This window comes from Psychroflexus salarius (genome assembly GCF_900129035.1).
Classification (GTDB): domain Bacteria; phylum Bacteroidota; class Bacteroidia; order Flavobacteriales; family Flavobacteriaceae; genus Psychroflexus; species Psychroflexus salarius.
In genome coordinates this window covers 45793-58643 of record NZ_FQTW01000006.1, presented here as the reverse complement: position 1 = coordinate 58643, position 12851 = coordinate 45793, and the positions used below count along the sequence as shown (strand labels likewise).

Below are 12851 nucleotides of genomic sequence, written 5' to 3'. Positions count from 1 at the left end.
GTTTAGAGACTTTTATAATTGGTCTGGGTTATAGCCTAAGTAATCACGTTCTGTTTCTGAGAATTTAATATTGTAAGTTTCTAATTCCTTCAATATAGGGTTATAAATTTCAGGGTGAATTGGTCTTAAAACACCAGGTTTAGAGATTTCACCAGAAATCATTTTTACCACAGCAATTCCTAGTGGTAAACCAACTGTTCTCGCCATAGCGGTAAAGGTTTGGTCTTCCCCGATACTAACCATTGTAGAGTCGATTTGTTGTTTTTTACCATCGAGTTCATACCCAAATTTATGGTACATTACAATCATATCTTTATCATCTGCGTTGAGCGTCCATTTGTCTTCTAAAATTTTTTGTAATGCTTGTGCCGGCGTCGCATTTTTGAGTCCAATTACTTTGTTGTTATTGAAGATTTCGAGTTCTAAAAGTTTATCCCAAATTAAATCGTCTTGATCTATTTTAAGGTTATGTCTTAATTTGAGTTCAACAGAGTCTGTTGGAGAATAGGGTAAAAAAGAATTTACAAATTCACGGTAGGTCATGTTCTCAGAATTCTCTATGGTGTAAGAATCATCAGTCATCCCTAATTGCACAAACACATTCCAAGCCTTGCTAAAACCAACTCTACGCAATGTACCTCTGTAAAGTGTTGGGATGTCTTTGATGTTATAAACGTCACGATAAGCTAGTGAGTTTCGGTTGGCAAGTCCTTCAAAACGTCCATAGCCAGGAACTTCTAAAAATTCGGTGCGTCTAAACAAACGTTGGTAAGGAATGTATTTATACTGGCCTTCTTGAATGAATTTTGCAGCGCCACCTTGACCAGCAACAACCACATTTCTAGGATTCCATGTAAATTTGTAATGCCATAAGTTATCATCACTCTCGGGAGCGACCAAACCGCCAGTAAACGATTCGAATAATAGCATTTTTCCGCCTTCATCTCTAATTCGGTCAATTACTTGCATGGCGCTCATGTGGTCAATGCCAGGATCTACACCAATTTCATTCATAAAAGTTAATCCTTTGGCTTTAACTTCTTGGTCTAGAGCTGCCATTTCATCTGAAACGTAAGAAGCTGTTGCTAAGTTTTTCTCGAAAGCAATGCAATCTTTGGCAACTTCAATATGAAAACGCGCTGGTAGCATTGAAACAACTAAATCTGCTTTTTTGATGGCAGCTTGTCGCTCTTCAGTTTTAAAAATATCTAATTCTATAGCTGAAGTTGAACTGTAATTAGCGGCTTTTTTAGCAACTTTTAGGTCTTTATCAGCAATAGTGATTTCAAAATTTAATTCTGTTGATTTTTCATGTAAATATCTTACTAATGCTGAAGTAGATTTTCCTGCGCCAATTATTAATATGTTAGTCATAGTATTAATTATTTAGTAATTCTTAATTTTGCGAAGCCACGAATGTAAATAAATTCAAATAAATTAAACAAAAATGCATAAAAAGCTTTTAGGTCTTGGACTAATTCTAGGCGGAATTTCAATTGTGTTAGGTGCTTTTGCCAGTCATGGTTTAGAAAATTTAATTTCAAAAGACGCTATTGAAACTTTTGAAACTGGTGTACGTTACCAAATGTACCAAGCCTTATTTTTAATAGGTGTCAGCTTTTATAAATCACTTGTAAGCCAACAAATTAGGTTAATTTTTTGGTTGAATTTAATTGGGATTATATGTTTTTCTGGTTCAATTTATGGCTTGGCGACTAATGAATTGTCAAGTTTTGATTTTAAAACCATTGCTTTGGTTACGCCTTTAGGTGGTTTAATGCTAATTATGGTTTGGTTTTATTGTGCTTATTTAGTGTATAAAAAAAGTAAATAAAGTTGATTTAAATCAGTTGATTTTCGAAATAAGTCTTTAAATTTGTTTGCCTAATGATAATTCAACACCATTATTATGCAAAAAAATGAAAAAGTTACGAAAACGATTTCGTTAACATCTTACGGTATTCAATCATCTAAGGTTCATTACCAACTCTCATCTGAAGAACTTCATAAAATAACAGTCGAAAAAAATCAAGGTGTCACAGTAAATTCAGGCGCATTGGCTGTTAATACAGGTGAATTTACGGGTCGCTCTCCAAAAGATCGATTTATTGTTGAAGATGCAATTACAAAAGACGAAATTTGGTGGGGTGATATTAACATTCCTTTTGAATCTGATAAGTTTGATAAACTCTATGATAAGGTTGTTAACTACCTTTCAGATAAAGAACTTTTTGTTCGTGATAATTTTGCTTGTGCAGATGAAAACTATAAGGTTAAGATTAGACATATTAATGAGTATCCATGGAGTAATATGTTTACTTACAATATGTTTTTAAGACCTGATGAAGCCGAACTAGAAAACTTTACGCCAGAATGGACGGTTGTTAATGCACCGGGATTTAAAGCTGACCCTGAAGTTGACGGAACGAGAGCCCACAATTTTGCCATTCTTAATTTCACAAAAAAAATTGCACTTGTTGGTGGTACTGGTTATACAGGCGAAATTAAAAAAGGTATTTTCTCAGCCTTGAATTTTATACTACCAGTGATGAAGAATACTTTACCAATGCATTGCTCTGCAAATGTTGGTGAAGATGGAGATACCGCTATTTTCTTTGGTTTGTCTGGAACAGGGAAAACAACACTCTCAGCTGACCCAGAACGTTATTTAATTGGAGATGATGAACATGGATGGACTAATGAAAATACAGTTTTTAATTTTGAAGGTGGTTGTTATGCAAAAGTTATTGACTTAACCGAAGAAAAAGAGCCTGATATCTATAGAGCAATTAAACCTGGCGCAATATTAGAAAATGTTGTGATTAATAATGGTGAAGTAGATTTTAAAGATGCAACAATAACCCAAAATACAAGAGTAAGTTATCCAATTCATCATATAAATAACATTAAGCAACCTTCTGTTGGCGAAAATCCAAAAAATATTTTCTTTTTAACAGCAGATGCTTTTGGGGTGTTACCTCCAATCAGTAAGTTAACTCCTGGTCAAGCGGCGTATCACTTTATTAGTGGCTATACAGCAAAAGTTGCAGGAACCGAGGCTGGAATTGATGAACCCTTACCAAGTTTTTCAGCATGTTTTGGAGCGCCATTTATGCCATTACATCCAACAAGATACGCTGAAATGCTAAGTAAAAAGATGCAGGAAGCTGGTGTTAATGTCTGGTTAGTTAATACAGGTTGGACAGGTGGTCCTTACGGTACAGGAAGTAGAATGAAGTTAAAATACACCCGAGAAATGATTTCATCAGCCCTAGAAGGTCTGTTAGACCAAGTTGAGTTTGAGCAACATGAAATTTTTGGTTTACACATGCCTAAAGAATGTCCTAACGTGCCTAATGAAGTTTTAAACCCAAAACAAACTTGGGCAGATCAAGAAGCTTACGATAAAAAAGCAATGACTCTAGCCAAATCATTTAAAGATAACTTCAAGCAGTTTGAAGACTATGCAAATGAAGAAATAATTAATGGTGGGCCTTTAAAATAGAAGTGGTCACTATTTTAAAACTGAAAAAAAAGCCAATTATTTAATTGGCTTTTTTGTTTGCATTTATAACATAATTTTCTATGGCCATAGTCATAGAAGGTGCTTCTGGAGTCGGCGCTTTAATTTGAACTTTTAAGCCTTTTTCTTTAGCAGCTTTTAAAGTTGTTTTACCGAAAGCGGCAATCCTTGTGTTTTTCTGTTCAAAATCTGGGAAATTTTCAAAAAGCGATTTAATTCCACTTGGGCTAAAAAAGACAACAACATCATAAAAAACTTCTTTCAAGTGTGATAAATCACTAACTACTGTTTTGTAAAAAATCCCACGTGTCCAATCAATGCCTAATTTATCTAATTGTTGAGGTATAACCGGTTTTAGCGTATCAGAAGATGGTAATAAAAACTTCTCATCTTTATGCTTTTTAATATAAGCCACAAGGTCTTGAAAATTACGCTTACCAACATAAATCTTGCGTTTTCTGTAAACCACATACTTTTGCAAATAGTAAGCAACAGCTTCACTTTGGCAAAAATACTTCATCGTATCTGGAATTTTAAAACGCATTTCTTCTGCAATTCTAAAATAATTATCAACAGCATTTCTACTTGTAAGAATAATTGCTGTATAATTGTGTAAATCTATTTTTTGTTGCCTAACCTCTTTAGAATCAACGCCTTCAACATGAATAAAAGGTATAAAGTCTATCTTTACCTTCAATTTAGATTCTAATTCTGCATAAGGTGAATTATCTACTTTAGGTTCAGGTTGAGAGATTAGGATAGTCTTAACTTTCATAGGTTTCGATTTGAAACACCTAAAATTTATACCAATACAGGCCGATAATTATAGGCGCTATTTCAAGGCTGCAAATGTACAAAATAAAATAAAACCAATGTGGTAATAGTGTATTTCGTTCTTTATACACTTGAAAGCCAATGATAGCAAGGTTAATCATAACAAATAGGATTAAAACAACAGAGATAAAATTTTGACTTAGGTCATCATTTAAGTGATAAACTATAAAAAAAGGAAAACAAATAAGTGTTGAAAACACCAATGCGCCTGCTTTAGTAACAGCATATAACTTTAATTGCTTAATTGAATTTGATAGGTAACCTATGAAAACTTCAAATACCATTTTTGAAATTAATACACCAGTACTTAACAAAGTTAACTCTAAAGGCGATAAATTGATGTTTAATCTAGGCTGATATATTTTAAAGATATTATAAATAATCAGAAGTGCTGAAGTTACCAGAAATATGTCAGCGGTGTTAAAATTAAATTTTAAGCGTTCTTTTTCTGCTAAGTAAGATTTTAATAAATCAGATTTAAAAAATAAATTAAATGTAGCTTCATTTAAGCGTTTAGCAATGACCATACAAAAGCCAATACCAAGTAAACTTAAAAAAAGCCAGTTGTTAGTTGCTATGTTTCGAAGTATTACTTCCATAAGTCTCGCAAAATTACACTAATTACTTTTGATGCATGTTATCTATGCATTCAAATTAATTACATTTGTATTTTATAAATTTCATGCTTAAAAGACTCGTCATTATACCAACCTATAACGAAATTGAAAATATATCTGATATAATTTCAGCAATAATTTCGTTACCATTACAGTTAGATATTTTGGTAGTTGATGATAATTCACCAGACGGAACAGCAAAAAAAGTAAAAGAATTACAAGCTAATTTTAATCAGGTGTTTTTAGAAGTTCGCAATGCTAAAAATGGTTTAGGTAAAGCTTATATTCATGGCTTTAAATGGGCATTAGATCAAGCTTATGATTTAATTTTTCAGATGGATGCCGATTTTTCTCATAACCCTAAAGATTTAATTTTATTGAATAAAGCCTGTGAGCAAAATAATGTAGACCTCGCGATTGGTTCGCGTTATTTAACCGGCGTAAATGTTGTAAATTGGCCTATGAAACGTGTCTTAATGTCTTGGTTAGCCTCTAAATATGTAAAAGTCATGACAGGCTTACCTATTGAAGACACAACTGCCGGATTTGCCTGTTTTAAATCGAAAGTTTTAAAAGAAATAAATCTTGATAAAATTAAATTTATTGGATACGCATTTCAAATTGAAATGAAATACAAAGCTTACCACAAAGGCTTTTCAGTTGAAGAAATCCCAATTATTTTTACGGATAGAACCAAAGGAACTTCAAAGATGAGTAGTAAAATTATCACAGAAGCAGTGTTTGGAATTATAAGAATGAGACTAACTAAACTTTTTGGAAAATTATAATGGAATATTTAATTAAGAATGCAAAGATTGTCAATGAAGGCAAAATTATTGAAGGTGATGTTTTGGTAAAAGATAAAATCATTGCTGAAATTGATAGCTCTATCAGTGTAAAATCAAATACAACTCAAGTTATTGACGCTGAAGGAAATTTTTTGATTCCTGGAATGATTGATGATCAAGTTCACTTTAGAGAACCTGGCTTAACACATAAAGAAACCATTTTAACAGGTTCTAAAGCAGCAGTTGCTGGTGGAATTACCTCTTACTTCGAGATGCCAAACACCAATCCGCAAACCACAACGCAAACTTTATTTGAAGAAAAGCGCCAAATAGCCAACAATAATAGTTTTGCAAATTTTGCTTTCATGTTTGGCGGTACCAATGATAATCTTGAAGAGATCAAAAAAATTAACCCTAAAATTACGCCAGCTTTAAAGTTATTTTTAGGGTCATCAACAGGAAATATGTTGGTTGATGATGAAAATGTGTTAGAGCAAATTTTTAAACATTCGCCATTAATTATAGCTGCTCATTGCGAAGATGAAGCTACTATAAAGCATAATTTACAGCAAGCCATTTCAACTTACGGCGAAGATATTCCAATCAGCGAACATCCTAATATTAGGAGTGAAGAAGCTTGTTATTTATCATCTTCAAAAGCTATAAAATTAGCTGAAAAAACTGGAGCACGGTTACATGTGTTTCATTTATCAACGGCTAAAGAAATGGGATTGTTTGGTAATAAAAAATCGCTGAACAAGAAGCAAATAACTGCTGAAGTTTGTATTCATCATTTATGGTTTTCTGATCAAGATTATAAAGAAAAAGGAACATTTATTAAATGGAATCCTGCTGTTAAAACTAAAAAAGACCAAGATGCATTATGGAAGGCTTTAAATAGTGATAAAATAGATGTTATAGCTACTGATCATGCGCCACACACTAAAGAAGAAAAGCAACAGACATATACAAAAGCACCAAGTGGTGGTCCATTAGTGCAACATGCCTTGCCAGCGCTTTTTGAAGCCTATCATCAGGGTAAAATTACAGTTGAAAAAATTGTTCAAAAAACAGCGCATAATCCAGCGCAATTATTCGACGTTGAAAAACGTGGCTTTATAAAGGAAGGCTATTTTGCAGATTTAGTTTTAGTAAACCCTAATGAGCCATGGTCAGTTAACCAAGATAATATTTTCTACAAATGTGGTTGGTCTCCTTTTTATGGCAACTCATTTAGATCTAGAATTACACATACCTTTGTCAATGGTAATTTAGTTTATAAAAATTTTAAATTCAGTGATGATAAACCGGGAATTCAAATTACATTTGAGCGTTAAAATTGCCTTTTTTGGTATCTTGCTTTTTAATCTCTTGGCTTGCCAGGATACCTATGAAGTAAAAGAACCTGACGAACTCATTTCTCAACAAAAAATGATTGACATTATAGAAGATATGATGTTAATGGATGCTGCAAAAAATATTTCTAAGCGCCAATTTAGAGTTAATGATATTAGATTATATGATGTTATCAAAACTAAATATGATATTGATAGTACACGTCTGCGCCAAAATTTAGAATACTATAACCAGCAATTTGAAGTTAATATTGTTATTTATGACTCAGTTAAAGCACGCCTGCAAAGAAAGAAAACTAATGTAGACTCCATAGCTAAAGTGAAAGATAGCATTAAAATGTTCAATATTGATCAAAACAAAAAGCGACAAGACTCGATAAAAAATGCTAAAGTCTCAATTAAAAATTAGAGTTTTCTTTAATTTGTTTTAAAACAACATCAATTGTTTGAAACTCAAATTGAATTGCTGTTTTTATTTTATCATTACTATACGCATCACTTTCAAAAAGTGAAGTAATCAAGTCTTTAGTCATTTGTCGTTTTTTTCCTAATAATGTGGTAAGTAAACTAAAAAGCCAAAAGATAAATAACATCCATTTCTTTATTTTAATTCGAGGTGGTTTTGCACTAAATAAAGTAGCGATTTTTGCTGCTAAGATTTTAAAATTCAAGTTTTCAGCAACTAAAATATAGCGTTCATTTTTTAATGAAGACTGCATGAGTAAATGCATAGCCTTGCAGCAATCATAAACTCCCACAAAACCAGTTGTTTTATTAAAATAAAATTGAAAACCCTTTGCGTATTTGTTTATAATTTCACCACTACCTTGATTATAAAATCCATGTCCTAATATTACGCCAGGGTTAACGATTATAAGATTTAAGCCTTCTTGTGATCCACGCCATGCTTCTCGCTCAGCACCATATTTTGCAATGGCATAAGCGTTAGTTTTGTCATGTTCTGAAATTGTAATTTGTTCATCGATAAGGCTTAATTCTGGGTTTTTACTTAGCGTAGCAATACTACTAACATGGCAAAATTTCTGTACATGATATTTTAGACTAAAATTGATAATATTAGCAGTGCCTTCAATATTTACTTTCCGTAACTTTTTATAATCACTTGGGGCATTACTAATCATTCCGGCACAATGATATACTTGAGTAACTTCATAAGTAGAAAAGACATGATTCAACTTTGGTATGTCTAAAAGATCAGCCTTAACCCATTTAATATTTTGTTCTATAAGTAAATCGGTTATTTCAGAATAGGTTTTAATAATTTTAAGCGCATAGTCTCGCTTTGTTTCAGTTCTATAAAAACAAATACAATTTTCACCTAAACCTACTAAGTGTGCAGTTAAATGCGTTCCTAAAAAACCTGTTGCGCCTGTAATTAAATTCATTTGGTAAATATACTTAGCTTGTAGGAAAAAAGCTTCATAATGGTATCTTTGTGACAAAATTTTAGGAGATGAAAAATGATTTTATAGAAGAAGTGTCTTGGCGTGGAATGGTCCACGATGTTATGCCTGGTACTCAAGAGCACTTAAATGAAAGTATGCGTGCAGCTTATGTAGGAATTGACCCAACGGCAGATTCGCTTCATGTTGGTCACTTGGTTGGCGTGATGTTATTGAAGCATTTTCAATTAGCTGGTCATAAACCTGTTGCTTTAATTGGTGGAGCTACAGGTATGATTGGTGATCCTTCAGGAAAGTCTGAAGAACGAAACTTATTAGATGAAGCTACCTTGAAGCACAATCAAAATTCAATTAAATTTCAACTTGAAAAATTTTTAGACTTCAACAGTCAAGATGAAAATGCCGCTGTGCTTGTCAACAATTACGACTGGATGAAGTCATTTAGTTTTATAGACTTTATACGCGATGTTGGTAAACACATTACGGTAAATTATATGATGGCAAAAGATTCGGTAAAAAAACGCTTGTCGGCAGAGTCTAAAGAAGGCATGAGTTTTACTGAATTTACATACCAATTGGTTCAAGGTTATGATTTCCTACACTTATATAGAAGCTTAAAATGCAGCCTTCAAATGGGTGGTAGCGATCAATGGGGAAACATAACCACTGGTACCGAACTCATTAGACGTATAGAGCAAGGCAAAGGTTTTGCTTTAACATGTCCTTTAATTACGAAAGCCGATGGCACTAAATTTGGTAAAACCGCATCAGGAAATATCTGGCTTGATCCTAAAAAAACATCTCCATTTAAGTTTTATCAATTTTGGCTTAACACAAGTGATGACGATGCTGAAAAGTTTATCAAGATCTTTACATTTAAACCTAAAGATGAAATTGAAGAACTTATAAATTCCCATAAGAATGCGCCGCATTTGAGAGTTTTGCAAAAGGCTTTAGCAACTGATATTACCATTGCAGTTCACGGCAAAGATGAACTTGAGAATGCACAAAAGGCTAGTAATATTTTGTTCGGAAAATCAACCTTTGAAGACTTAAACTCTATAGAGGAGCAAACTTTCTTAGATGTATTTGAAGGTGTGCCAACTGCTGAGGTTGAAAAAGAGATGGTTGATGAAGGTCTAGATATTGTTGAAGCTTTAACTACGCATTCTAATTTCCTAGCATCTAAAGGCGAAGCAAGGCGTGCTTTAAAACAAAACGCTATCGCTGTCAATAAGGAAAAGGTTAGTGTAGATTTTAAAATTGAAACGCAATATTTATTAAGTAATAAATATGTTTTATTAAGTAAAGGAAAGAAACAAAACTATATATTAATTGCAGTATAAAAACAATAAAGCCCCAAATTAATGGGGCTTTATCTAACTAACCAATCTATTATGAAAAAACTTCATCCTGATGCAAATATAAAACTTAAGTTGAGTTGACCAACTATTTTTTAAAAAAAAATAACATAAATTGGCAAAACTTTTTATTTTTTGCTTCTTATAAGGCCATTAGATTGCATCCACGTACGTCACTTTGATCAAACCGACCTAAAATTTCATAGGAATTGTTACCCAAATTTTTTCCCAAATCTTGCGTTGCAATAAAACTACACGAATACAAGTTGGCTAAATCTATCACATTAATACCGCCGGTTTTATTGTTTTGTTGATAATTCAATGCATCTTCAGGATCTCGAATTAAAAACCTTAGATGTTTAGGACATTTAAAAATTCCATTACCTTGACTGTAAGCTTGTGAAAGTAATTCTGTCATGCCGTATTCACTATGTATGTTTTTTACATTAAAAGCGTCTGTCAAGATAGTATGTAATTCTTGACGTGTAATTTCTTTTCGTCTACCTTTCATTCCGCCAGTCTCCATAATCAAACAATGACTCAAATCCAAGTTTGGGAATGCTTCAGCTAAATCAAGTAGAGCAAAGCTAACACCAATCAGCAAAACTTTTTTATTTTTCTTTTTAAGATGGTCGAGTTGTTGGACTAATTCATTGAGGTTGTGAAGATAAAAGCCGCTTTCCTTGTTTCGACTTTTTTTAATCAAGTCATTGACCATGTAGATGAGTGATGAACCCTCGCGTTCTAGATAAGATGGTAATAAGGCTAGAATAACATAATCTTTTGGGTCGCCATAAAATTGCTCGAAAGTACTTAAAAAGTTTTTTTCATATAGCGCTAAGTCACTTACAAAATGTTGGCTAGGTTTCTGGCCTGTTGTGCCGCTACTCAAAAATGTTTTTTCTACTATGTTGGATGCTATAACTCGTTGTTTTTTGAAAAATTCAATGGGTAAGAAAGGAATTTGTTTTAAACTAGTGACTTCAGTTGGAGTATTAATAAAAAAATCACAAAATCGTTGATATACTTTACAATGATAATACTGAAATCGAAAAACTTCAAGACTTACTTCAACAAAATCTTCAGTTGAATTAATAGCGAATATGTGATCTTCTAGGCTTTTCATCATTAAAAAAAGCACCTCTAATGAGGTGCTTTTACAAAGATAGATATTTTAATTTGCTTACTGCACAATCAGCTTTTTTGTTAAGCTCTGGTTGCCTTCAGTAATTTTAACTAAATATACACCAGAATTTAATTCAGCAGTATTAAGTTGAGTTGACTTATTAGCGGTTTGTTTTAAAACTTGCTTACCTAAGACGTTATAAACTTCAACAGTAAATGTATCTGCATTGTTAATTGAAATGCTTACTAAATTTCCTTTAACTGGATTAGGATACATCACGACATCTGAATTTGTGAATGATGTGTTGCTTAATGTAACATCGATATCGTTATCTCTTGGGTAAATTCTGTATTCACCGTTGTTTTCTTCACCAGCTAAACCAACAACATTTACAGCATTTGTTGGGACAATATCGCCAGTATACTCAAGGTTGAATAAGGCTTCAACTAAGGTTGTATTTTGACCAGCATCTTCAATAGGGTAAGAATCACCATTATCGAATGTAATTACACCATCAGCAGTTGTAAACGTTACATCTTCAAATGCCACTAACTCAGCCTCATAGTTTTCAAAATTAGTATTGAATTCTGAAATAGTTAAAATTTGAGGAGTTACCGTATTACCAGTTGAAGTTGCAGCACCAGGGTCACCAGCTGGTACAAATTGGAGCATTCCGTTAAATGAAGATAATGTACCTACTAAACCAGTTAAACCATCACCAACATTGTATGACGTAGAGATGTTACCAGCCGTATCATCAATTAAAATAGCACCTGAAGCATCTTGAACGTATTTTTGGTTTCTAAATCCTTGTTGATAAGTAATGACAGCTTCACCAGTAACTTGGTAAAATGTACCATCTTCAGCGCCAGCTCTTAAAGCTGCAATATCAGCTACCTGAGTAGCATCACCAACACTAAACGAAATTTGATCATTAGCAACGCTGCCACCACCTGAAACAGCATCAACCGTAACATTGTATGTCGTTCCGTTGGTTGTATTAATCGTAAAAGGGCTTGTAGCATTTGTTGTAGTATTACCGTTAACAGTTACACTAAAAGTTGCATCATTTGGTAAGTTTTGGCCTGCAAATTCAATATCAACAGAAGATGTTCCTGGCGCTAGGATGCTTGTATCTGCTGGAGAACTTATCGCAACCACCGGATTATTAGATCCACCAGAAGATGTAAAAGTTCCTAATCCAATAATCGTTTCAAAAGCAGTGCCTCCTTGGCAAGTACCTTCGCCATCTAATGCTTCATTGAAAAAAGTCCAGTTACCAGCAAAAAAGCCTGCATCTGGTCCAGTTCCATTTGAACGTTTAGCATAGCCATCCTTATATTCCCATGCTTCTCCTGATCCATCAGTAGCTTCAGCTCCGTATTGGTCAATGACATTTGATGAAGCATCCTCTATAATTCTAATTCTATCATCGCCATTAAAGTTTACGGCACTTGATGTTGTGGCTAAAACATTGGTAGCTGATGGATATTCTGTTGCAAATGAAGCATCGTCTTTATGTATGTAAACAAAGTCGTCTGTAATAACACCTAAACCACCTAAATTTAGTGTGTTTCCCCAAGTTGTATTGGCATTAGTCTGGATTTCTAGAGAATAATTAGAAAAATCAACTGTACCATCAGCATAAATTTCTACAACTTTTGGATTTCCTCCTGAACAATCACCGTCTGATATCATTGTTATGATTGGTGACTGTGAAAAACTTATAGCGCTAAATAAAAACGCTACTAATAGAGTAATTTTTTTCATTATAAAATTTTTTAAAGTTTTTACAAAAATATGAATTTCATTTTGCTAAGAAC

12 protein-coding genes are annotated in these 12851 nt (G+C 33.2%); 6 read left to right on the top strand and 6 right to left on the bottom strand.

Features of this window, described 5'->3' with window-relative positions; all coding sequences use genetic code 11:
• Positions 1-12: 12 nt before the first annotated feature.
• Positions 13-1374: a saccharopine dehydrogenase family protein gene (locus BUB82_RS08350; RefSeq protein WP_073193166.1), complete on the bottom strand. Its 1362-nt coding sequence runs from the start codon at positions 1372-1374 to the stop codon at positions 13-15.
• 73 nt (positions 1375-1447) lie between these two features.
• Between BUB82_RS08350 and BUB82_RS08345 the strand changes: the two genes are divergently transcribed.
• The gene (locus tag BUB82_RS08345; RefSeq protein WP_073193165.1) at positions 1448-1834 is read left to right on the top strand and encodes a DUF423 domain-containing protein; all 387 of its coding nucleotides are present in this window, start codon (positions 1448-1450) and stop codon (positions 1832-1834) included.
• Positions 1835-1909: 75 nt separating this feature from the next.
• The gene (gene pckA / locus BUB82_RS08340; RefSeq protein ID WP_073193164.1) at positions 1910-3505 is read left to right on the top strand and encodes a phosphoenolpyruvate carboxykinase (ATP); all 1596 of its coding nucleotides are present in this window, start codon (positions 1910-1912) and stop codon (positions 3503-3505) included.
• A gap of 40 nt (positions 3506-3545) precedes the next feature.
• On the opposite strand, the gene BUB82_RS08335 is transcribed toward pckA, so the two are convergent.
• Positions 3546-4298 carry a uroporphyrinogen-III synthase gene (locus BUB82_RS08335; protein ID WP_073193163.1) on the bottom strand — a complete coding sequence of 251 codons (753 nt, stop codon included), beginning with the start codon at positions 4296-4298 and terminating at the stop codon, positions 3546-3548.
• A 19-nt stretch (positions 4299-4317) separates the two neighbouring features.
• Positions 4318-4956 carry a DUF4271 domain-containing protein gene (locus tag BUB82_RS08330; RefSeq protein ID WP_073193162.1) on the bottom strand — a complete coding sequence of 213 codons (639 nt, stop codon included), beginning with the start codon at positions 4954-4956 and terminating at the stop codon, positions 4318-4320.
• An 83-nt stretch (positions 4957-5039) separates the two neighbouring features.
• On the opposite strand from BUB82_RS08330, the gene BUB82_RS08325 reads away from it, so the two are divergent.
• Genes BUB82_RS08325 through BUB82_RS08315 form a run of 3 tightly spaced genes read left to right on the top strand, consistent with a single transcriptional unit; the run spans position 5040 to position 7526 of the window.
• The gene (locus BUB82_RS08325; RefSeq protein WP_073193161.1) at positions 5040-5762 is read left to right on the top strand and encodes a polyprenol monophosphomannose synthase; all 723 of its coding nucleotides are present in this window, start codon (positions 5040-5042) and stop codon (positions 5760-5762) included.
• The gene (locus BUB82_RS08320; protein WP_073193160.1) at positions 5759-7099 is read left to right on the top strand and encodes a dihydroorotase; all 1341 of its coding nucleotides are present in this window, start codon (positions 5759-5761) and stop codon (positions 7097-7099) included. Before BUB82_RS08325 ends, BUB82_RS08320 begins: the two co-directional genes overlap by 4 nt.
• A complete protein-coding gene (locus BUB82_RS08315; protein ID WP_159432030.1) occupies positions 7089-7526 on the top strand; it encodes a DUF4296 domain-containing protein in 438 nt (145 codons plus the stop codon). The genes BUB82_RS08320 and BUB82_RS08315 overlap by 11 nt, the downstream gene beginning before the upstream one ends.
• Here the strand turns inward: BUB82_RS08315 and BUB82_RS08310 are convergent.
• Positions 7516-8580 (bottom strand): NAD-dependent epimerase/dehydratase family protein, encoded by a 1065-nt coding sequence (locus tag BUB82_RS08310; RefSeq protein ID WP_234949775.1) that lies wholly within the window; start codon positions 8578-8580, stop codon positions 7516-7518. The two genes, BUB82_RS08315 and BUB82_RS08310, sit on opposite strands and share 11 nt — an antisense overlap.
• A gap of 11 nt (positions 8581-8591) precedes the next feature.
• On the opposite strand from BUB82_RS08310, the gene tyrS reads away from it, so the two are divergent.
• The gene (gene tyrS / locus BUB82_RS08305) at positions 8592-9887 is read left to right on the top strand and encodes a tyrosine--tRNA ligase (protein ID WP_073193158.1); all 1296 of its coding nucleotides are present in this window, start codon (positions 8592-8594) and stop codon (positions 9885-9887) included.
• Positions 9888-10044: 157 nt separating this feature from the next.
• On the opposite strand, the gene BUB82_RS08300 is transcribed toward tyrS, so the two are convergent.
• On the bottom strand, positions 10045-11028 hold the full coding sequence (locus tag BUB82_RS08300; RefSeq protein ID WP_143185666.1) for a long-chain-fatty-acid--protein ligase: 984 nt from the start codon (positions 11026-11028) through the stop codon (positions 10045-10047).
• 57 nt (positions 11029-11085) lie between these two features.
• Positions 11086-12798, bottom strand: coding sequence for a T9SS type A sorting domain-containing protein (locus BUB82_RS08295; RefSeq protein ID WP_073193156.1), 1713 nt, complete (start codon positions 12796-12798; stop codon positions 11086-11088).
• Positions 12799-12851: the final 53 nt, after the last annotated feature.